This window comes from Mumia xiangluensis (genome assembly GCF_010994095.1).
In the GTDB taxonomy this organism is placed as follows: Bacteria; Actinomycetota; Actinomycetes; order Propionibacteriales; family Nocardioidaceae; genus Mumia; species Mumia xiangluensis.
Map to the genome: position 1 here is coordinate 46,198 of NZ_WJYO01000008.1, position 21,454 is coordinate 67,651.

Consider the following 21,454-nt stretch of genomic DNA (forward strand, 5'->3'; position numbering starts at 1 on the left):
TGGCTCCGTGGATATGCGGACTGTGGACGGACTTCCAGCACGACGAGACCCGACGAGGTGGAACCGGCCTGTCCACGACTACCCCTCCATCGACGCGCTGATCGCTGACCCGCATCCGCCTGGCGGCGTCCTGGCGGTGCGCGCCGCAGACACCGTGATCGACGTCCTCTACGACCCCCGCGGAGCGGGAACGACGATCGTCAGCTTCCACGCCGCGATCATGAGGACCGGCGTCTCTCTGCCCTACTTCACGGGCGGCAGCCTCCACGGCGACACCCCGGTCAACCGGATCCTGATTGCGGACCCCGCGCTGTACAGGCACGAGTCGTTGACGCTCGCCTGGTACGCCGGCACCGACACGCTCGATCTCCAGCACGAGCTTCCCCGGCTGATCGACCACCTCCACCGCGCCGCCGGGGGTACCCGTCGGCTGTACTTCGGGGGTTCGGGTGGAGGGTTCGCCGCGCTCTTCTACGGGGCGCCGGAGGAGGACGTGCTCTCGGTCGCGGTCAATCCTCAGACGATCATCGCGAACTACACCCGGGCTCACGTCGAGCGGTATGCGCGGATGTGCCTGGGCGCGGGCGACGACGCAGCGGTCGACGATGCCCTCGCATCCGTCGGGTCCGACCTCCGACCGGTGTACGCCGAGGCGCGCAACCGGGTGCTCTACATCCAGAACACGGGTGACACCCACCGGACCGTGCACATGGAACCGTTCCTGGAGTCCGGGTTGGAGCGACGGCGGGTGTGGACCGTCGAACGGCCGTGGGGATCGGGCCACGTCGCCGTCCCCGCCGACGAGCTGCGCCGCATCGTGTCGACGATCGTGGCTGCACCGGGCGACTGGGGGACTGTGATGCGGGCTCTTCAGCAGAGGCCCGCGCGCTGGTGGCGCCGGGCGGCCGACCCGGCTGACCTCGGCATCGCGTCGGGCATCCACTGGCAGGTATGACACGGCTGCGGGGTTGGGCCGCACGCTCCGGGCGAGCGGACCTCGTCCGTGCGCCCTCGACACGCTAGGGTGCTCGGATGTCAGGTAGGAGAAGTGCACGGACCATGAGTCGTCGGGCCGCGGCGGCCCTGGCGGATCGACTACCGGCGCCGCGTGACGAGGCGGCTCGCGCGCTGATGAGATCGACGAAGGACCTCGTCCTCGGACGCACGCCCTCCCCGCCGCGACGCGACGCTCCTCCGGCCATTCCGCAGCGAGAACGCGATCAGCAGAACGACTCCGGTGCGCCTCTGTTCGTCCCACCCGGGCACTACTACTCGCCGATCGTCGATGTGCGCCGGCTCCGCGGCCGGGGGAGTGACATCGAGGGACGTGCGAGCATCGCCGGCATCCATTTGGACCTCGATGCACAGGCTGCCGCGTGGGCCACGTGGGTCCCGTACGTACGCCGGTGGCGGGCGGGCGAGGGCAGCGAGACTCGTCGGTACCACTCGAACTCGATGTTCGGCACTCAGAGCGCCCGGCTGCTCGCGGGCGCCATCGGTGCCGCGCAGCCCCGGCGCTACATCGAGGTCGGCTCCGGATTCAGCTCAGCCGTCCTGTTGGACATCAACGACGAGTGGCGGTCGGACGACCCGATCGAGCTGACGTTCATCGACCCTCATCCAGAGCGGCTCGAGTCACTCCTCCGCGACGCCGACCGCGCCACCAGCACGATCATCCCGGAGGAGATCCAGGCTGTGGACCTCGCCGTCTTCGACCAGCTGGAGGCGGGTGATGTGCTGTTCATCGACTCGACCCATCTGGCGAAGACGGGGAGCGACGTCCTCACCGAGATCTTCGACATCCTCCCCCGGGTACCGGTCGGCGTGAAGATCCACCTGCACGACATCCCATATCCGTTCGACTACCCCATGAGCTGGCTCGCGGAGCAGAACCGTTCCTGGAACGAGGCGTACTTCCTGCGAGCATTCCTGATGTTCAACTCGTGCTTCACCGTCCACATCTGGACGGACTTCATGTGGCGTTTCGGCGCGGAGCTGGAAGACGTCGAGTCGCTCGACCTGATCGGGCCTGGGACGTCCTCCATCTGGCTGACCCGGGTGGCCGGGTGAGGACGAGGACAGCTGATAGGTAGCGACTTCCTGTCAAGCGGCAGGGTGAGGCGCCCGTCCCCGGAGGTGGGGGTGGGCGCCTCTGCTTCGTCGACGAGTCGGTGGTGAGCGTGTCGTTGGCGACGCGCGGTCAGACTGAGATGCGCGGGTTGGTGACCGCCGGACGGGGTGTTCGGCATGAGCAGGTCCGGGTGCCTAGAGTCGGGCGTCGCCCGGCAGGACCGGGCTGCTCATAGTTGTTTCGCGGGTGGTTCCGCGCGCTGCTTCCACCACGTGGTGGTCCATGAAGCGATCTGTGAGGGGTCTGCTCCTCGAGGACGGCCAACGACCAGCACCCGCCGGCCGGCTCGCGGGCGATCGCGACGTTGGACCACGACGTGCCGCTTGCGTGCTGCCGGACGGCGTTCCATCGGGCGTGGAGTCGCCGGTTGCCTGCATCACCACGAGCGCGAGCGGCTGGCGACGCGAGCTCCCAGCGGTCACGGATGGCCTGCCGGTGAACCGGTGCCAGTCGCCGATCTCACCCGCAAGCCCGAGCCCAGGCAGGTTGCTGACACCAGGCAAGCAACCGAGGCGACGTACCAATTGGGGTGAACTCGCTGTCGGCGGCCATCACCGTCTAAAGGCGACTCAGCAGGAGCTCCGCCGCCCGCACCGCCGCGTGACCGTCAGCGTGCGCGTTGAAGGTGCGGTTGACGTCCTCGAACGCATCGGTGTAGGTCTCGACGAGCCCTGCAGGATCCGTCAGCGCGTGTGCTGCCTCTAGCGTCGATGTGACGACGGGCCCCGTCTCGGACCTCGCCCACGGCACGAGCGGGGGGTGGAGAGCGGAGTACTCCTCGAGATCTGGTTGAAACAGGACGACAGGCTTGCGTGTGAGTGCCCACGTGAGTCGTAGCGGTGTGTAGTCGAGCACAGCAGCGTCGGCCACGAGCACCAGCTCGGCCTCGTTCGGGTAGTCGGTGACGTCCACCACGCCTCGGACTCCGAGGATGCGCTCGCCGCCCTGAGCGACCGCCGGCCCTCCCCGGACGAGGACCACCGACGACGGGCCGAGGGATGACTGGAGCTTCTGCACGTCGAGCAGGTGGGTGAGGCGGGCGGTGCGTGCGCTGGTCGCGCGGTCCGGGCGATCGGCGGGCGCGTACAGCACGACGAACGCATCAGGGGCAAGGCCGAGCCGCTCACGCACACGCTCTGCGACCGCGCCGTCGGCCGATACGAGGAGATCTGCCTCCGGGTCGCCCAGCACGGCGATCTCGCCGCCGAAGCCGAGGTCGGAGCGGATGGCGGTCTCTGCGTACGGCGCCGCGGCGACGAGGATGTCCCAGCGTGCAAGCCGTTGCTCCTCCTCGCGCACATGTCCCGGCGAGAAGCCGTTGGCCGCCCAGCGGGCGCGCCCGGGCGAGCTGATGGGATGCAGCGCCGCAAGGTTCATCCAGTGTCGCCCGGAGGGCGGGAGGAGGTTGTCGAGGGGTCCGTCAGCGACGACGAGACATGACCGCCGGACCTCGTCGGCCCACTCAGCGCTTCCGATGATCACGCGTCGGGTGCCGTCGGGGATGGCGACGGAGCGGTCGGACGTGGACCACACGACCTTGAGGCCTGGATCGAGGTCGGCGGCCGCGCGGGCGATCGCCGCGGGCGAACCGGCGGCGGCGAGACCGCCGCGACTGTGGAGCAGCAGCTGGCGGGCAGCGGGGGCCGCCGAGCGCTCGTAGCCGTGGAGAACCTGTCGGCGGGCCCAGCGGCTCCGCTCGAGCGGCCCGAGCCCGGACATGACGGTCAGCCGGGCCTCGCCGGTTCGAGTGACGGTCCAGCGGACAGTGGTATCAGGCGTCACCTGTTCGAGCGGGAGGCGGGCGCGGAACCCGGTGGTGGCACTCACGGGTGTCCCGTCGCCCAACCGGAGCGAGTACGAGCCGGACGGGAGGGGCTGCTCGGGGCCGCCCAGCACGGAGGCTCGCAGCGGAAGGAGGAGACGGCGGCCGAGCCCGACATTCCCCGCAACCGTGGCTGCGACGGCGAGGCGCTCACCAACGAGTCGGACCGCGGCCTCGTCAGCGGCGGCACCGGTGAGCGTGATCGCGAGAGAGCCGTTACCGGTGGCTGCGTCATCGATCGACACGCCCGAGGGGCCCTCCTCAGCGGGTGGCTTCGGCGGCTCCAGATCCAGCACGAAGCCCTCGCGTGCGTCCCACGACGGCGTCAACCGGTGTCCCTGGACATCAGTTGACGTGAGGCTCTGGGGCGCGGCGGAGCCGCCCGCGACCGGGCTCGAGAACACCCCGGCTCGAGTCACCGCGCCGACGGAGACCTCAGTCTCGAGGACCCACCGGCCGGTGCGCCCGCCTCGCGTACGGAGCAGCTGTTCCACGTCGATCACGACCTCGAACCCCGCCGGCGCATGGTCGGCCTCGGGCTCGGCGATGGCGGCGTTCGCCCGCGGCTCGTCGACGTGGACAGGTGAGAGGACGATCGTCTCCCCGCCTGTCGATCGCAGCGACAGTGTCATCCGGTGCTCGTCCCCACCGTGGCCGACGGCACGCACGGTGGCCCAGCCGCGAAGGCGCAGACGAGCCGGATCGTCCCACGACGCCCGAAGCAGCCGCGCGTCGAGCGCCGTCTCGCTGTCGGAAAGCTCGAAGAGCTCGTGAGGTGTGTCCGGATCGAGGTCGTCCGCGATGGGCAGGTCGGCCACAACCCGTCCGTCGTGGACGAGCGCCCTCGGTGGCCGGCCGTAGTCGCGGACGTGCTGCTGGATCGCTTCGACGTCGTCCCACCGCTCCATTGCGACGTGCCATGCTCTCAGCTTGTGGAAAACCCGGACCGACCGCCAGGCGTGGGGGGTGGCCATGGCGACGTGTCGTCGGTAGGCCTGCGCGAGGACGGCGCGGTACTCGTCGTCGGCGATCAGTGCGTGCTTGACGTACGGCGGGAAGTCGAGGTCGAGCACCCGACCGAGCCATGTCGAGAAGACGGTCTCCGACGCCTCACGCTCGAGGAGGTCCTGTGCCTGTGCCTTCACGGCCACCCGGTCACGGAGGTTCGCGAGCTGATGCTTCTGCTGACCGGTCGAGGTCTGGTTCTCGCGGATGCGCCAGTAGTAGGTGACTCGTTTGAGCACGTCGAAGCGCGTTGCCCGGACATAGGCCCGGACCATGGGGACGTGGTCCTCGTAGGCGCCGCGACCCTCGAAACCTCCGACCTCCTCGACCCAGAACCGTCGTCGGAAGACCCGGTTGCAGGCGATCACGTCCTGTAGCGCGTCCGGGAAGTCGTCAATGGTGATGCCGAGGCGGTCGCGCTCATGGACGGAGGCGGCCCATGGCGCCGCCGAGCGGGCGTCGTTGCGCACCCGGTTCACCTCGCCCACGGCGAAGTCCGAACCGGTGCGCTGCAGGGTCTGGACGGCATGCTGATAGGCCGTCGCGGGGAGGGTGTCGTCGGCGTCCAGGAACGTGAGGAAGGTGCCCCTGGCAAGCGTGACGCCGAGGTTGCGCGCCGGTCCTTGCCCGGCGTTCTCCTGGCGTACGACCCTCAGGCGATGGTCGTTGCTGGCGTGGCGGGCGAGAATCTCGCTCGAGCCGTCGGTCGAGCCGTCGTCGACGGCGATGACCTCGATCTCGCGCAGGCTCTGGGAGAGAACGCTCTCGAGGCACTCGTCGAGGTAGGGGGCCACGTTGTAGACGGGAACGACCACGCTCAGCGCCGGTCGACGGTTGCGGCCTCGCGCTGCCCGGGCGAGTCGGCGGACAGCGTCGGCGGCACGCGCGCGACGGGCGCGACGGGCGCTCAGAGGAGGTCCTCGCGTCCGACGTCCCGCCAGTGGTCGACGAGTTGCTTCACCTGCTGGGCCCGAGCCCGCGTGGTGACCAGGAGGGCGTCGGGCGTGTCGACCACGACGATGTCCTCGACGCCCAGCACGGACACGGCACGTCCAGACGTCACCACGATCCCGCTGCTGTCGACCGCAGCGACGTCCCGGGGGTCACCGACGATGCCGAGGTCTCGCTCCGTTCCGAGTACGGCTTGGGAGACTGCTGCGAAGTCGCCGATGTCGCTCCAACCGAAGTCGGCCCGGATCACGGCCACACCTCCAGCGGCGGCAACCGGCTCGGCGAGGGCGTGGTCGATGGCGATCCTCGTCAACGTCGGCCAGGTGCCTTCAAGCACCTCGTCACGGTCGGGCCCGTCCCACGCCGCGGCGATCTCCTCGATTCCGGCGTGCAACCGCGGTTGCTCACGGCGCAGGTGGTCGAGCATGACGTCTGCGCGCGAGACGAACATCCCGGCGTTCCAGCGGAACGTTCCTGCGCGGAGGTACTCGAGTGCTTGCGCTGCCTCGGGCTTCTCGACGAAGCGAAGCACGGCGGCAGCATCCGAGGCGGCAGGCAGCGCGTCGCCTGTCTCGATGTAGCCGTAGGCCGTCGACGGCGAGAGCGGGCGAAGGCCGATCGTGGCGACGAAGCCCTCCCGAGCGACGTCGGCGGCCTGTCGCACCGCATCCAGGAACCTTGGCTCGTCGAGGATCAGGTGGTCGGCTGCGAACGAGGCGACCAGTGCGTCCGGGTCGCGTCGGTGGATCAGTGCAGTCATCAGGCCGATCGCCGGCATCGAGTCGCGAGGCGACGGCTCGGCGACGATCTGCTCGTCGGCGAGGTCGGGAAGCTGGGCGACGACGGCCTCGCGATGGCGCGCACCCGTGATCACGTTGACCCCTGCCTTCCCCACCAGCGGTACGAGGCGGTCGTACGTCTGCTGCAGGAGGCTGCGACCGCTGCCGGTGAGGTCGATGAGGAACTTCGGGTGTCCTGCGCGTGACACGGGCCACAGTCGGGTGCCGGCCCCGCCGGCAGGAATGATGGCGTGCAGCGATGGCACAACGTCTTCCACCGGGCGGTTCCTCCTCTGCGTCCTCCACACGTGCGGGTCCAGACTAGTCGTCTGCGGATGTACGATCGCCGGAGGCGTTCGCTCGCCCTCCCGGGAGCGCCGCACGACCGACGAAGAGGTTGCTCGCAAGCATGGACCGTACGCCTGACGCCGAGCCAAGGAGCGTGGCGGTCTTCGGCAGCTGCATCACCCGGGACTGCTTCAACTCGCGGTTCAACCCGGGCTACAAGGAGACCTATCGGTGCGATCTCTTGCAGAACCAGATGTCGCTCCTCAGCCTCATGTCGGAGCCCGTCCTCGAGGCATGGGAGCCCACGCGGGTCATGTCCGAGTACGACCTCTGGAACGTTCGCACGGAGCTCAGCAAGTCGTTCCTGGTCGACGTCGTCCGGCTGCAGCCCGCCTACCTCGTCGTGGACTTCTTTGGTGATGCCCACTTCGGTTGCGTACGACTCCCCGATGGTCGCTTCCTGACCGACAACCGGTGGAAGGTCCGTCACACCGATCTCTACCGACGGCTCCGCGACGAGGGGCGTCTCGAGCAGGTTCGGGGCCGCGAGGATCCCGATGCCTACTTCGCCCTGTGGTCAGAGGCGCTCGACCGCTTCGCCGGCTTCCTCGCCGAGCACCTCCCTCGGTCGAAGGTCATCGTCCACCACGGCCATCACACCGGTTGGCTGGATCTTCCCGACCGGCCGCACCTGGTTCCGTTGCGTGGCGAGCACCGTCGAGCGCGACGGCTCCACAAGATCGACGTGGATTCCGCGAACGCGTTGTGGAGCCGCATGGACGCGCGAGCCGTGAAAGTCCTCCGTGCGGCCTCGATCGATCTCACGGGCGACGTGTTCCCGACCTACGACGAGCATCCGTGGGGACCGTTCTACGTGCACTATCCCGACGACTACTACCGGCGCTTCCTCGCCGAGATGCACAAGATCGTCGTTGCGGACGAAGGGACGGCCTCACCGCAGATGGTGGCGGAGATCGAGAGTGGCGCGCGTTCGACTCTCGAGCGGGATCTGTCTGCCCGGACGGAGCAGCTCGACGAGATCACGCGGCGGTACGGCGAGCTCGAGGAGGCGACAGCCCGGTTGCGTGAGCGCGTCGCGCGCCTCGAGCGCACTCCGTTGCGTCGTGCCGTCTCTCGGCTCCGCCGTAGCCGGGCTTGACGCATCGAGATGTGAGGCGCGCCACAGGCGGGTTACGGCGAGGTTTCGCGCACGTAGACTAGAAGCGTCCGTTTGTCTGGTACCCCGCCCGTGGGACTGGAACGAAAGGCACTTCGATGAAGTCCCTCCACGCCGTAGGCGTGGTCGGTGCAGGTCGCGTCGGAGCGGTGCTCGCCGCCCGGCTGCGCGAGGCCGGCCACGAGATCGTCGCCGCCAGCGGCCGATCCGCCGCATCGCAGACCCGCATCGACACCCTCCTCCCCGGTGTCCCGCTCCTCAGCCCTGCCGAGGTAGCGGCCCGCTCGGACGTCCTCGTCCTCGCCGTCCCTGACGACGCGCTCGCAGGCCTCGTCGCCGGGCTCGCCCTGGACGGTCACCTCCGCCCGGGCCAGGTCGTCGTGCACACGAGCGGACGGCACGGCCTCAGCGTGCTCGCGGCCGCAGCGCACGTCGGTGCGCGCCCTGTCGCGTTGCACCCCGCGATGACCTTCACGGGCACCGATGTCGACCTCGCCCGGCTCAGCGGCTGCGTCTTCGGCCTCACCGCCGCCGCAGACGACCGCGCGATCGCCGAAGGTCTTGTCGCCGACCTCGGCGGACGGCCGATGTGGATTCGCGACGAGGACCGTACGACGTACCACGCGGCACTCGCGCACGGCTCCAACCACCTCGTCACGATCGTGTCGCAGGCCATGCAGGTCCTGCGCCGTACCGGCGCCGAGGATCCTGCGGCGGTCCTACGCCCCCTCCTCACGGCCGCGCTGGACAACGCGCTCCTCTACGAGGACGCGGCACTCACCGGACCGGTCGTACGCGGTGACGTCGAGACCGTGCGCGCCCACCTCGCCGCTCTCGAGGAGCAGCCCGCGCCCACGATGGACGCGTACGTCGCGATGGCGCGCGCGACCACGGCGCACGCCGTCGCAGACGGGCGGCTCGACGAGTCTCGCGCACGCGCGATCCGCAGGGTGCTGCGTGAGTCCGAGTGGGATCTCCTCGCCACGCTGGTCGCCGACGAGGACTCGCGGACCGGCGCATGAGTATCGGCCCGGTGGTCGTCTCCACGCGTGGCACGCTCGACGCCGCGCTCGCTCCTGCACGCGCGCAGGGTCTGACGGTCGCCCTGGTGCCGACGATGGGCGCTCTGCACGACGGTCACCTCGCCCTGGTCGCTCGAGCCCGTGACCTCGCCGACGTGGTCGTGGTCTCGATCTTCGTCAACCCCACGCAGTTCGGCGCGGGGGAGGACCTCGACCGTTACCCACGTACCTTCGACGCCGATCTCGAGAAGCTCTCCCGAGCCGGAGCCGACGTCGTTTACCACCCCGAGGTCACCGAGATGTACCCAGAGGGGCCCGGTGCCGTCGGCGTGAACGTCGACCCTGGGCCGCTCGGGTCCGAGCTCGAAGGTGCCGTCCGGCCGACGCACTTCCGCGGCGTCCTCACGGTGGTCGCCAAGCTCTTCGGCCTGGCGCGGCCGGACTTCGCCGTGTTCGGCGAGAAGGACTACCAGCAGCTCGTCCTCATCCGGCAGATGGTGCGCACGCTCTGTCTCCCGGTCGTCGTGGTGGGATGCGCCACCGTCCGAGAGGACGACGGCCTCGCCCTCTCGTCGCGCAACCGCTATCTGGACAACGCCCAGCGCGAGCTCGCCGTCTCGCTGTCGCGAGCGCTGCGGGCGGGTGCCGACGCCGGTCCCTCCGGCGCGGTCGCGGTCCTCGACGCCGCGCAGAAGGCGTTCGGGGAGGCGGATGGCGTGGACGTCGACTACCTCACCCTCCGCGCGGCCGACCTCACCGACCCGCTCCCCGGTCAGGAGGCGCGGCTGCTGGTGGCGGCTCGTCTCGGGTCGACCCGCCTGATCGACAACGTCGCCGTCTCCCTCGGCGCGGACAAGGACACCTGATGCTGCGGACCATGATGAAGTCCAAGATCCACCGGGCGACAGTGACCCAGGCCGACCTGCACTACGTGGGCTCGGTGACGGTCGACACAGACCTGCTGGACGCCGCGGACATCCTGCCCGGTGAGCTCGTCCACATCGTCGACATCGACAACGGTGCGCGGCTCGAGACTTACACGATCGAGGGCGAGCGCGGCTCGGGCGTGATCGGCATCAACGGTGCAGCCGCCCGCCTCGTGCACCCCGGCGACCTCGTCATCCTCATCGCATACGCACAGGTGACAGATGCCGAGGCGCGAGAGCTCCAGCCGCGCGTAGTGTTCGTCGACACCGAGAACCGAATCCTCGGCACCGGCTCCGACCCGGCCGCGCCGGTCCCCGGCAGCGCCACGGTGCGCGGTGATCTCACGGCCACCCCGACCGCCTGAGCACCCGCTGCGCCATGATGGGGCAGTGAGCCTGCTCTGCCTCGACGTCCGAAACAGCCAGACGGTCGTCGGCGTCTTCGACGGTGACGAGCTGACCGCGAGCTGGCGCGTGGCATCGCTTGACTCGCGGACCGCGGACGAGTGGCACCTGCTCGTCCAGGGACTGCTCTCGCAGAGCGCCGCTGGGCCGGTCGAAGCAGTGGCGCTGTCGTGCACGGTGCCCGCGATCCTGCACGAGATGCGCCTGCTGCTGGAGCGCCACTACGGCCATTGCGCGGTCTCCATCGTCGAGCCGGGCACGCGAACCGGGGTGTCGATCTTGATGGACAACCCCCGCGAGGTCGGCGCGGACCGTATCGTGAACGCCGCCGCAGCCGGCGTCCTGTACGCAGGGCGACCTTGCATCGTCGTCGACCTCGGCACGGCCACGACCTTCGACGTGGTCGATGCTCAGGGACGGTACGTCGGCGGCGCGATCTCGGCGGGCATCGGCATCTCGCTGGACGCGCTCGCTCGGCGCGGCGCTCAGCTGCGATCGGTCGAGCTCGTCCGCCCTCGGGGCGTGGTCGCCAAGAATACGGTCGAGGCCATCCAGTCAGGCATGGTCTTCGGGTTTGCCGGACTGGTCGACGGGATCGTGACTCGCATGATCGAGGCGCTCGGCACCGACGACGTCGCGGTGGTCGCGACGGGGAGCAACGCCGACGTCGTGCTCGGCGAGTGCACGACCGTCACCGCGCACGTCCCGGACCTCACACTCATCGGCCTGCGCATCGTGGCCGAACGCAACGCCTGACCCGCCAGGGCCCCCGACTACCCTGGTCGGCATGACCGACGCCGTCCCGCCCCAGCACACTGACGACCTCCCGGAGCAGATGCGCGTCCGGCTCGAGAAGCGTCAGCGCATGATCGACGCAGGCGTCGCCCCGTACCCGCTGACGGTTCCGTTCACCCACACCATCACCGAGATCGTCGGGACCCACGACGCTGACGTCCTCGGCCCGGACGCGCACACCGGCCTCGAGGTCGCCACGGCGGGCCGGGTGATCTTCCTCCGCAACACCGGCAAGCTCTGCTTCGTCCGGCTTCGGGAGGGCAACGGCAGCGAGATGCAGGCGATGCTCTCGCTCGCGGAGGTGGGGGAGGAGTCGCTCGCAGACTTCAAGGCGCTCGTCGACCTCGGCGACCACCTCGCCGTGGAGGGGGAGGTCATCACGAGCCGCCGGGGGGAGCTCTCGATCGCGGTCCGCCGGTGGCAGGTAGCCGCGAAGACGCTGCGTCCGCTGCCGAACGAGCACAACCCGCTGTCGAACGACCTGCGGGCGACGATGCGTTACGTCGACCTCGTCGTGCGTCCCGAGGCCCGTGAGATCGTCCGGGCCAAGGCGAAGATCCTGCAGTCCTTGCGACGCACGCTCGACGGCCGCGACTTCGTCGAGGTGGAGACGCCGGTGCTCCAGTTCACCAACGGCGGCGCTGCCGCGCGGCCGTTCAAGACGCACATGAACGCCTTCGACCAGGAGATGCTGCTGCGGATCGCGCTGGAGCTCCACCTCAAGCGCGCGCTCGTCGGGGGCGTCGATCGGGTCTACGAGATCGCCAAGACCTTCCGCAACGAGGGCGTCGACAACACCCACAATGTGGAGTTCGCGATGCTCGAGGCCTACCAGGCGTACGGCGACTACCACACGATGGCGGAGCTCCTGCGCGACCTCGTCCGCGACGCGGCTCGTGCCCTGGATCGCACGGTCGTTCCCGGGCGGGACGGCGTGGAGATCGACCTCGAGGCCGACTGGCGTTGGGCGACCATCCACGAGCTCGTCGGCGAGGCGGTCGGGGCCGTCGTCGACGTCGACACCGACGCAGCCACGCTGCGCAAGCTGGCGGCGGAGCATGACGTCGCCTTGCGCGACGGCTGGGGTGCCGGGGAGATCGTCCTGGAGCTGTTCGAGAAGCTCGTCGAGCACACACTGATCCAGCCCACGTTCGTCGCCGACTATCCGCAGTCGGTCCGACCGCTGGCCAAGCCGCACCGCAGCAAGCCAGGCCTGGCGGAGGCGTTCGACCTCATCATCAACGGCGTCGAGCTGGCGCCCGCGTACTCGGAGCTGAACGACCCGGTCCTCCAGCGTGCGATGCTCGTCGAGCAGGCCGAGCTGGCCGCTGCCGGCGACCCCGAGGCGATGGAGGTCGACGAGGACTTCCTCCGCGCGCTCGAGTTCGGCATGCCGCCCGCCGGAGGGATGGGTCTCGGCGTCGATCGACTGGTCATGCTCCTGATGGGCGTAGGAATTCGGGAGGCAATTCTTTTTCCCGCGGCCCGCGAAGTATGAACTCCTGAGCACGTGAATTGTCGCCGAAGAAATGGCGGCGTATATTTCCCCTCATGGCCCAGAAAATTCAGGTGATCCTGGTCGACGACATCGACGGCGGAGAAGCCGAAGAAACCATTTCCTTCGCTCTCGACGGCGTTTCGTACGAGATCGACCTCTCGGCAAAGAATGCGAAGAAGCTGAGGGATGCTGTAGCCCCGTACGTCGCGGAGGCTCGCAAGGCCCGAGGTGCCCGGCGACGCTCCAGCGGAGGCAGCGCGAAACGTCGCGCGAGCGGGTCGTCGTCGGCGTCCGAAATCCGCGAGTGGGCGCGCGAGAACGGCTACGAGGTCTCCGAGCGCGGACGGGTGTCCGAGGAGTTGCGGGCGGCGTACGAAGCCGCACAGTAACTGCTCAGGCTTTGCGGGCGGTGGCGCCCGCAAAGCCTGTCACTCGGCGGTCTGCGCTGCCGGATCTCCGGGGACGAGCAGAACGTCCGTCGTCTTCCTGATCGCGGCGACCTCGATCGGCCCGCCGTCGAGATCCTGGGCGCTGTAGCCGAGCTTGGCGAGCTCGTCGAAGACTGCCAGCTCCTCGTCCCAAGCCGGGTGGCTCTCTCCCCAGCCGATCTCGCAGAGAATCACCGGGAGGGTCTCCCACGTCTGCAGCGCCGGGAGGAGCCCGCGGAGGACAAGGTATTCCGCGCCCTCGACGTCGATCTTGACGAAGTCCGGGACATCCTTGATCCCTGTGCCGTCGAATGCGCGGATCGCGATCGGTGTCGTCGTCATCTCCGGCTGCGTCTTGTCAGCGATCAGAGTGTTCCAGCCCAGGTTCCCGTCGGCGGCGACGAAGATCTCGGTTGACTCGTCCTGTGCGCCGAGACCGTAGGCGTGAACGATCGGTGTGTAGGCCTTGCCCGAGAGATTCTCTGTGCAGAGGTCGGCAAGGTTGCGGAGCGGCTCGAACAGATGGACCGTGCCGCGGAAACCCACCGTCTCGGCCAGAACCTCGGTGAAGAATCCGATATTGCCGCCGACGTCGAACACGACGCCGTCGACCGGCACATAGGGCTGGACGCTCTTGGCCAGGTGGACGTACGTGGGACGGCGTCGCTCGAACCACGCTCGTGCAGTCGATGCATCGACAGTCGCGCCCGAGGGGGGAGGTGACGGCGGAGGCGCCTGCGAACGCGAAGACACCGCAGGCGGCTGGGGTTGAGGCGCACCCCCGAGTCGCCGAAGCCGCTGCCAAGTCTTGTCGCCGACGATCGGTTTGACGATCCTTGTCGCGGTTCGCTTAACGGTCGAGCTCACGTGGACTCCGTCCCAGGGGTAGGAATTCGGATCACAGTACCCACGAACCACGGGAGGTGGGAAGCCGCTCGGCAGGTCTCAGTCGAGCATGTTCACCACGTCGCGGGCGATGCGTTCCCCCGCGTGGCCGTCCCAGAGCGGCGGAACGGGCCACGTGGTCGGGCGACCAGCGGCGAGCGCCTTGGCGGCTGCGGCCGGCAGGGACTGAGGATTCACCAGCTGGTTGGTACCGTCCGTGATGGTGACCGGGCGCTCGGTGTTCGGACGAAGAGTCAGGCAGGGGACGCCGAGAACGGTCGTCTCCTCCTGGATGCCGCCGGAGTCGGTGACGACGAGCGCGGAGTCGGCGACCAGCCCGAGGAACTCGGTGTAGCCGACAGGATCGACGGCGTGGACCCGTGGATGCGCCAAGAGGCCCGACTGCTCCAGGCGTGCGGCGCCGCGGGGGTGAACCGGCAGCACGATGTCGATCTCGTCGGCGACCGAGGTGAGCGCCTCGACGAGCGGCTTGAGAGCTGCCGGATCGTCCACGTTGCCCGGGCGGTGAAGGGTTGCGACGCCGTACCTGTCGGCGAGACCGAGCTCGTCGCGCACCCGTGAGCCGTCGAACCTGTCGCGGTGGGCCAGCAGTGTGTCGATCATGGGGTTGCCCACCAGGCGGATCTTGTCGGCGGAGACGCCCTCGTTGCCCAGGTGGGCGACCGCGTCAGCGCTCGTGGCGTAGAGGCGGTCCGCCAGACGGTCCGTCACCACCCGGTTGATCTCCTCGGGCATCGTCCAGTCGAAGGACCGAAGGCCCGCCTCGACGTGCGCGATCCCGATGCCCAGCTTGGAAGCGACGAGCGCGGCAGCAAGTGTGGAGTTGACGTCGCCGTAGACCATGACCAGTGTTGGACGGTCCTCCAGCACCACGGCCTCGAGCGCGGTCATGATCGCAGCAGTCTGCGACGCGTGGCTACCCGAGCCGACTCCCAGGTTCACATCGGGATGCGGGAGTCCGAGCTCGCGGAAGAACACGGCGGACATGTTGTCGTCGTAGTGCTGGCCGGTGTGGACGAGCTTCTGCGCAACCCCACGCTCTGCGAGCGCGGCGACGACCGGAGCAGCCTTGGGAAAGTTCGGCCGCGCACCGGTGATGTGCATGACGAGGTCTGACATGGTTCCTTCTGGGCTGGACGTGAGGGCGGGGTGGGGCACTGTGTCAGACTTGGGCGCGACACAGCGAAAGAGGTTCTGAGTTGACCACTCTAGTCATCGTGGGTATGGGCTATGTTGGCCTGCCCCTGGCACAGCAGGCCGTCCGCAAGGGCTTGGACGTCATCGGGCTCGATACGTCGCGCCGAGTCGTCGAGGGCCTGAGCGCCGGCGTCTCGCACGTCGACGACCTGAGCGATGCTGAGATCTCCGAGATGCTCGACGGCGGCTTCCGAGCGACGACGGACAGCTCCGTAGTGGCGACGGCCGACACCGTGGTCATCTGCGTTCCCACCCCGCTGGGCCCGGCAGGGGGCCCCGACCTGGGGGCCGTGCTGTCCGCAGGGCGCGCGATCGGCGAGCACCTGACGAAGGGCACCCTCGTGGTCCTCGAGTCGACGACCTACCCGGGGACGACCGATGAGGTCCTCCGCCCGGTTCTCGAGGAGCGGTCCGGCCTGATGGCCGGCGAGGACTTCGCGCTCGCGTTCTCGCCCGAGCGAGTCGATCCCGGCAACCAGACCTTCACCATCGCCAACACACCCAAGGTCGTCGGCGGCCTCACCGATCAGTGCGGCAAGCAGGCCACAGCCTTCTACGCGCAGCTCGTCGAGCAGGTCGTTCCCGCAAGGGGCACCCGCGAGGCCGAGATGGCGAAGCTGCTGGAGAACACCTATCGCCACGTCAACATCGCGCTCGTCAACGAGATGGCACGGTTCTCTCACGAGCTCGGCATCGACTTCTGGAACGTCATCGACCTGGCCGCGACCAAGCCGTTCGGCTTCCAGGCCTTCCGGCCAGGCCCCGGCGTCGGAGGACACTGCATCCCGATCGACCCCAACTACCTCTCGCACCGCGTCAAGGAGCAGCTCGGCTACCCGTTCCGCTTCGTCGAGCTCGCGCAGGAGATCAACGCCGGGATGCCGCGCTACGTCGTCCAGCGCATCCAGGACCTGCTCAACCACGACGCCATCGCCCTGCGGGGGGCCCAGGTCCTGCTTCTCGGTATCACCTACAAGCCGGACATCGCCGACCAGCGTGAGACCCCCGCGAAGCCCCTCGCCGAGCAGCTGCTCGCCCAGGGGGCATCGTTGAGCTACCACGACCTGTACGTCGACGACTGGGAGGTGGAAGGGGCCCGTCCGGTCGGGGGCGAGTCGCTCCTCGAGGCCGCCGCCACTGCGGATGTCGTGGTGCTCGTCCAGAACCACGCAGGCTTCGACCTCCGTGCCCTGGCAGAGGCGGCACGCCGCTTCCTGGACCTGCGTGGTGTCGTCGACGAGCCAGGAGTCGAACGCCTCTGACGCAGCGGCCCGGGTGCATCGTGGGCACGCGGGCCCTCGCGTGCCGATGCTGGGCGTCGTCGAGCGGGTAGGTACGATCGACCCTCGTCCGGCCGCGCTGCCGGCCCCCTGTGCGAATTCCGACGGAAGGTCTTGTCCGAGTGGACGGTTCACCGCGACCACGGTTCTCGATGGTCTCTGCCGCGTACGACGTGGCACGCTACCTCCCCGACTTCATCGCCTCCGTCGAGGTTCAGATGGCTGAGAACCCAGGGCTCCTCGAAGTCGTGATGGTCGATGACGGGTCGAACGACGAGACCCTCGCGGATCTCCGCGCCTGGGAGAGCAGACGGCCTGGGACGGTGCGTGTCCTCACCCAGCAGAACGCCGGCCAGGGCGCCGCACGCAATGCGGGTCTCGAGGTCGCGCTCGGCGAGTGGGTCACGTTTCCCGACCCCGACGACATCCTCGAGCCCGGCTACATCCGCAGCGTCGTCGACTTCCTCGACGGTCGTGACGATATCGACATGGTGGCTACCAACCGTGTCCTTCTCAACGACTCCACGGGCAATGTCGCGGACAAGCACCCGCTGCGCCGTCATTTCGCAGCTGGTGACCGCGCACGGCGATTGACGACGTTTCCCGACCACTTCCACGGCAGTGCACCGGCCGCCTTCTATCGCGTCGACCGGCTCCGTGAGAGCGGCTTGCGGTTCGACCACCGGATCCGCCCCAACTTCGAGGACGGTCACTTCAGCTGCCGCTACCTGCTGCTCACGCCGGAACCGACGGTGGCGTTCCTGGCGACTGCGCGCTACCAGTACCGCAAGCGCAGCGACCAGAGCTCCACGTTGCAGAGCTCGCAGCGGCATCCCGGCAGGTTCACGGCCGTCCTCCGCCACGGCTACCTCGATGCCCTCGAGACGGCGAAGCGCGACCTCGGACATGTTCCCGAGTGGCTTCAGAACTTCGTCGTGTACGAGCTCAGCTACTACTTCGCGGCCGAGGACTCGGGTTCGAAGGTGGTCGCCCCGTCCGCCCAGGCCGACGAGTTCCACGCCCTGATGACCCAGATCGTCGACTTTCTCGATCCCGAGGTGGTGCAATCGTTCTCGCTCGTGCCCCTTCGGGGAGCCTCTCGCGACGTTCTCCTGCACGCCTACCGGGAAGAGCCCTGGATCTCCTCGTACGCCCTCGCCGAGCGGCTCGACTCCCGACAGGGTCTGGTCCGCATCGCCTATCGGTTCACCGGGGAGGCGCCTGACGACGAGATCCTGTCGGGCGGTGAAGCCACGCCACCGGCCTACACGAAGGTCCGCGCGCTCTACTACCACGGTCGTCCGTTGCTGCGGGAGCGCCTCCACTGGGTGCCGGCCACGCGGGCGCTGCGTCTGGTTGTCGCCGGTCGTGTGCGTGAGCTCCGGTTCGCGCAGCCACCGGTCCCGGCAAGGACGCTCTCGCCTTCGCGCCTCCGACAGGCGCTGCAGCCTCGCCGGAAGGCTTCCGGCGGTGCGAACGCCATGGCCTGGCGCGACCGGCTTCTCCTCCGTGTGGCCAGAAGCCGGCCCGTGAGCCGGAGGCTCCGGAGCTCGTGGGTGCTGATGGACCGCATCCACAACGCTGATGACAGTGCCGAGCATCTCTTCCAGTACGTCCGCGAGAACCGCCAGGACATCGACGCGTACTTCACCGTCCAGCGAGGAACGCCTGACTGGAAGCGCCTGCGTGCAGCGTACGGGCGCCGGGTGGTCGCGCACGGCTCCGTGCTGTGGAAGATCTTGATGCTCAACTGCCGGCACCTGGTGTCGTCGCACGCTGACATCGCGGTGTGTCGTCCGCCGGCGATCACGGCGCTCGCGACGCCCGCCTACCGGTTCACCTTCCTGCAGCACGGAGTGATCAAGGACGACCTGTCCAGCTGGCTCAACCACCGACCGCTCGACGTGTTCATCACCAGCACCCAGCAGGAGCACGACTCGATCGTCGGGGACGACACCCCGTACATCTACACCGAGCGAGAGACGAAGCTGACCGGTCTTCCGCGGTTCGACCTGTTGTTCGAGCAGGGCCAGCGGTTCGGACCCGATGAGCGGGACCTCGTGCTGGTGTGCCCGACCTGGCGCGTCTGGCTGGTTCCTCCGCTCAAGCGCGGCTCTCAACGACGGGACCTCATCGACGGCATCGAGGAGACCGACTACGTACAGGAGTGGTTGGCCGTCCTGCGGTCGAAGGAGCTGGCCGACGCGGCAGCCCGGCACGGTCTCAAGGTGGCGTTCCTCCCGCACCCGAACATGGACGTGCTGGCGGGCCGACTCGACCTTCCGGACCACGTCGAGGTCATGAGCTTCGAGGGCCGCGACGTCCGTGAGCTGTTCGCCCGGTCCGCCGTCCTGGTGACGGACTACTCCTCGGTCGCCTTCAATGCTGCCTACCTCGACCGGCCGGTCGTGTACTTCCAGTTCGACCGAGAGCGCATGACGCAGGGCGGGCACGTCGGACGGGCCGGCTACTTTGAGTACGACCGGGACGGCTTCGGACCGGTCACCGAGACCGCGGACGCCGCGGTCGCCGCCGCGGTCGACATCGTCGACCGCGGACACGCTCCCGACCAGCTCTACCTCGACCGGGTCGCGGCGACGTTCCCCCAGCGGGACGGGCGCTGCCGCGAGCGCGTCGTCGCCGCGATCGAGGGGTCCGCGCGGAAGTACCGCGCGCCCGACCTCAACGAGTGAGGTCCGGCGCGTCCGCGAGACCGCGATCTGCGAGCATCCGGCGCACCGCGGCGACGGCGGCCCCGGGATCGCCGAGAGGCGACCGGTAGGCCGTCGGCATCGTCGACAAGATGCTGCCTTCCTCGACGACGGCCCAGACGTCGCTGCCACTGCCTGCGTAGTCGGACCACTTCGATGGCAGGAACGGATTGACGTCGTAGTGGTCGCGAGTCCGGGCGTCGTTGACGAGAAGGACGTCCATGCGGGTGGTCAGCTCGAGGAATGCGAAGTAGGAGACGTACGGGTTTGCAGTGACGACGTCCGTCAGACCGTGTGCCTCGAGCTCCTGTGACAGGGTCGCGGGATCCGACGTGAACACGTGCAGGCGAACCTTCGTCCGTTCGGCAGGCGTCAGCGCCTTCAGCGCCTCGACGACCTCAGTAAGGCCACGCGTGGCGTAGAAGGCGCCGAAGTAGGCCATGTTGAGCAAACCCGGCTCGAGCGGGTACTCACCGTCGACGCGGTGGTAGAAGGACTCGGGGAGCGTCGGGTGGTGCGAGACCCGTGAGCGTTCCAGAACGCGCTCGACCAGCTGCTGCTCGGGAAGGTAGTCGAGCATGAACGTGCGTTGGTGCTGATTGGTGAAGACGATCTCGTCCGCGAGCGCGTAGGCCAGGAGCTCCACGAGATGGGGGATGTTGCGGTCAGCGGGCGCGTCCACGCCTGCCGATGCCAGCCCGGCGGCAAGCTCCTTCCACAGGGAGTCGGTGCTCGCTTGACCGACGCGACGCTGCCCGTACGCGTTGAAGAGCTGGGGGTCGGAGAACTCCGCGATCCAGCGGATCTCCGGTCGGCGGAGCTTCAGCAGGGCGGCGACGAGGTTGGACCCCGGCCACATCGTCCTGCTGTAGACGCTCCGGTAGAGGCCCTTCTCGTCCTCCCACTCGGCCACCTTGGCCAGCGCACGGCGGGTGAACGTCTTCAACGGGCCCCACTCGAAGGCCGCGGTACGCGCGTCGACCTCGAAAGTCCTGTCGAGGTTCTCGCGCGCGATGACGCCTGCGGACCAGTCGGTGGGTTTGTCCGCTCCCATCTTGTTGGACACGACGTCGACGACGACACCGCGATCGCGGATGCGACGCGCGGCGACGAGTGCACTGGTGTCGGCGTAGGGGAGGAACGAGTAGAGGATCCCGAGGTCGCGCGCAATGCCCGCGTTGAGGCGGCGCCACGGGATCGCGTCCTCGAGCCCGCGGGACCGGATGTCCTCCACGACCCTCGTGTGGTCGTCCGGTTCGACACGTAGATGGGCATTCACGAGCGAGACCTGCCCGGAGATGAAGGACGCACGGAGCTTGCGGCTTCGGGGTTCCTCGGCCGGTCGGGACCAGAGCCGTTCGATGACGTCGAGCCGCTGAGTCACCGAGAAGTCATAGGAGCGCGCCTGCCGGGAGATCGAGTTCGCCACCACGTGACGGAGGTAGACACCGTCGGAGTCGAGGGCGACGGGCCGGATCCGGAACGGGGCGGCTTCGAACACGTCGAACCAGTAGACCACGTCCTCCCCGCTGCGCAGGGTCGTGTCGAACCTGCTGGCACGTGCCACCGCGGTCGGGATGATCTTGCCGGCCACGAAACCGAGGGAGGACGGGATCTGCGTCGGGTCGGTCACCTCGCCGGCCCGGGCCAGGAGGCGGTTCGACAGGTAGTTGTCGAAGGTCGGCGCCGCGCCGCCGTCCGTGACGTCGGCGACCGAGGCGACGGGGACGATCCCCAGCCCGGCGTGCGCGAGCAGCGCCTTCAGGTAGCCCGGCGTGACCTCGTCGTCAGCATCGACGAACGTCACGGACCGCCCTGCGGCCGCGTCCAGGCCGAGGTTGCGCGCGTTGCCTGCACCTGCGGTCGAGGCCTCCACGATGCGTAGGCGGAGCTCAGGGAACGCGGTGCGAACATCGTCGATCGCCGTCCGTGACTCGTCTTCGGGACCGTTGAGGACAACGACCACCTCGAACTCTCGTGGTGCGAGGGTCTGCCGCGCCAGCGAGCCGAGGCTGGTCGGCAGGAGCTTGGCGCCGAGGTAGCTCGGGACGATGACGGTCACCGTCGGCTGATGGCTTCGGTCGTGCTGGGTCACAGTTCCCCCGGGGGCTTTCGAGGCAGGGCCGGTCAGGC

At 68.7% G+C, this 21,454-nt stretch carries 16 protein-coding genes; 11 read left to right on the plus strand and 5 right to left on the minus strand.

Annotation, left to right across the window (positions count from 1 at the left end):
* The first annotated feature begins 7 nt into the window (after positions 1-7).
* Positions 8-955 (plus strand): hypothetical protein, encoded by a 948-nt coding sequence (locus GH747_RS21800; RefSeq protein ID WP_149767151.1) that lies wholly within the window; start codon positions 8-10, stop codon positions 953-955.
* A gap of 176 nt (positions 956-1,131) precedes the next feature.
* Entirely contained in the window at positions 1,132-2,070 is a 939-nt protein-coding gene (locus GH747_RS21805) for a class I SAM-dependent methyltransferase (protein WP_163695211.1), read from the plus strand.
* 619 nt (positions 2,071-2,689) lie between these two features.
* Here the strand turns inward: GH747_RS21805 and GH747_RS21810 are convergent.
* Positions 2,690-5,773 carry a bifunctional glycosyltransferase/CDP-glycerol:glycerophosphate glycerophosphotransferase gene (locus tag GH747_RS21810; RefSeq protein WP_149767148.1) on the minus strand — a complete coding sequence of 1,028 codons (3,084 nt, stop codon included), beginning with the start codon at positions 5,771-5,773 and terminating at the stop codon, positions 2,690-2,692.
* A 92-nt stretch (positions 5,774-5,865) separates the two neighbouring features.
* Positions 5,866-6,966, minus strand: coding sequence for a mannose-1-phosphate guanylyltransferase (locus GH747_RS21815; RefSeq protein WP_149767146.1), 1,101 nt, complete (start codon positions 6,964-6,966; stop codon positions 5,866-5,868).
* 131 nt (positions 6,967-7,097) lie between these two features.
* Between GH747_RS21815 and GH747_RS21820 the strand changes: the two genes are divergently transcribed.
* The 7 genes from GH747_RS21820 to GH747_RS21850 all read left to right on the plus strand — a co-directional run bounded on the left by GH747_RS21820 (position 7,098) and on the right by GH747_RS21850 (position 13,188).
* Complete coding sequence (locus GH747_RS21820) at positions 7,098-8,135, plus strand: DUF6270 domain-containing protein (protein ID WP_149767144.1); 1,038 nt, start codon at positions 7,098-7,100, stop codon at positions 8,133-8,135.
* A 116-nt stretch (positions 8,136-8,251) separates the two neighbouring features.
* On the plus strand, positions 8,252-9,175 hold the full coding sequence (locus GH747_RS21825; protein WP_149767142.1) for a Rossmann-like and DUF2520 domain-containing protein: 924 nt from the start codon (positions 8,252-8,254) through the stop codon (positions 9,173-9,175).
* Positions 9,172-10,041 carry a pantoate--beta-alanine ligase gene (panC, locus tag GH747_RS21830; RefSeq protein WP_149767141.1) on the plus strand — a complete coding sequence of 290 codons (870 nt, stop codon included), beginning with the start codon at positions 9,172-9,174 and terminating at the stop codon, positions 10,039-10,041. The genes GH747_RS21825 and panC overlap by 4 nt, the downstream gene beginning before the upstream one ends.
* Positions 10,041-10,466, plus strand: a complete 426-nt coding sequence (panD, locus tag GH747_RS21835) for an aspartate 1-decarboxylase (protein ID WP_149767139.1) — start codon at positions 10,041-10,043, stop codon at positions 10,464-10,466. The genes panC and panD overlap by 1 nt, the downstream gene beginning before the upstream one ends.
* A gap of 25 nt (positions 10,467-10,491) precedes the next feature.
* Entirely contained in the window at positions 10,492-11,262 is a 771-nt protein-coding gene (locus GH747_RS21840; protein WP_149767137.1) for a type III pantothenate kinase, read from the plus strand.
* A 31-nt stretch (positions 11,263-11,293) separates the two neighbouring features.
* Positions 11,294-12,799 carry a lysine--tRNA ligase gene (lysS, locus tag GH747_RS21845; RefSeq protein ID WP_149767135.1) on the plus strand — a complete coding sequence of 502 codons (1,506 nt, stop codon included), beginning with the start codon at positions 11,294-11,296 and terminating at the stop codon, positions 12,797-12,799.
* A gap of 53 nt (positions 12,800-12,852) precedes the next feature.
* Complete coding sequence (locus tag GH747_RS21850) at positions 12,853-13,188, plus strand: histone-like nucleoid-structuring protein Lsr2 (protein ID WP_149767133.1); 336 nt, start codon at positions 12,853-12,855, stop codon at positions 13,186-13,188.
* A gap of 39 nt (positions 13,189-13,227) precedes the next feature.
* Here GH747_RS21850 and GH747_RS21855 read toward each other — a convergent pair whose 3' ends face one another.
* A complete protein-coding gene (locus tag GH747_RS21855) occupies positions 13,228-13,845 on the minus strand; it encodes an FkbM family methyltransferase (protein WP_163695209.1) in 618 nt (205 codons plus the stop codon).
* A 327-nt stretch (positions 13,846-14,172) separates the two neighbouring features.
* Entirely contained in the window at positions 14,173-15,252 is a 1,080-nt protein-coding gene (wecB, locus tag GH747_RS21860; RefSeq protein ID WP_149767129.1) for a non-hydrolyzing UDP-N-acetylglucosamine 2-epimerase, read from the minus strand.
* Between the two features lie 98 nt (positions 15,253-15,350).
* Here wecB and GH747_RS21865 point away from each other — a divergent pair, with 98 nt between their 5' ends.
* Together GH747_RS21865 and GH747_RS21870 are read left to right on the plus strand one after the other, a co-directional pair.
* Positions 15,351-16,592: a nucleotide sugar dehydrogenase gene (locus tag GH747_RS21865; protein ID WP_228552710.1), complete on the plus strand. Its 1,242-nt coding sequence runs from the start codon at positions 15,351-15,353 to the stop codon at positions 16,590-16,592.
* A 170-nt stretch (positions 16,593-16,762) separates the two neighbouring features.
* Positions 16,763-19,303, plus strand: coding sequence for a bifunctional glycosyltransferase/CDP-glycerol:glycerophosphate glycerophosphotransferase (locus GH747_RS21870; RefSeq protein ID WP_149767125.1), 2,541 nt, complete (start codon positions 16,763-16,765; stop codon positions 19,301-19,303).
* Here GH747_RS21870 and GH747_RS21875 read toward each other — a convergent pair.
* Positions 19,293-21,383, minus strand: coding sequence for a glycosyltransferase (locus GH747_RS21875; protein ID WP_163695207.1), 2,091 nt, complete (start codon positions 21,381-21,383; stop codon positions 19,293-19,295). The two genes, GH747_RS21870 and GH747_RS21875, sit on opposite strands and share 11 nt — an antisense overlap.
* Between the last annotated feature and the right edge of the window lie 71 nt (positions 21,384-21,454).

Coding starts and splice junctions, on each gene's coding strand:
- GH747_RS21805 (WP_163695211.1), top strand. CDS start 1,132: ATGAGATCGACGAAGGACCTCGTCCTCGGACGCACGCCCTCCCCGCCG.
- GH747_RS21820 (WP_149767144.1), top strand. CDS start 7,098: ATGGACCGTACGCCTGACGCCGAGCCAAGGAGCGTGGCGGTCTTCGGC.
- GH747_RS21825 (WP_149767142.1), top strand. CDS start 8,252: ATGAAGTCCCTCCACGCCGTAGGCGTGGTCGGTGCAGGTCGCGTCGGA.
- panC (WP_149767141.1), top strand. CDS start 9,172: ATGAGTATCGGCCCGGTGGTCGTCTCCACGCGTGGCACGCTCGACGCC.
- panD (WP_149767139.1), top strand. CDS start 10,041: ATGCTGCGGACCATGATGAAGTCCAAGATCCACCGGGCGACAGTGACC.
- lysS (WP_149767135.1), top strand. CDS start 11,294: ATGACCGACGCCGTCCCGCCCCAGCACACTGACGACCTCCCGGAGCAG.
- GH747_RS21850 (WP_149767133.1), top strand. CDS start 12,853: ATGGCCCAGAAAATTCAGGTGATCCTGGTCGACGACATCGACGGCGGA.
- wecB (WP_149767129.1), bottom strand. CDS start 15,252: ATGTCAGACCTCGTCATGCACATCACCGGTGCGCGGCCGAACTTTCCC.
- GH747_RS21870 (WP_149767125.1), top strand. CDS start 16,763: ATGGTCTCTGCCGCGTACGACGTGGCACGCTACCTCCCCGACTTCATC.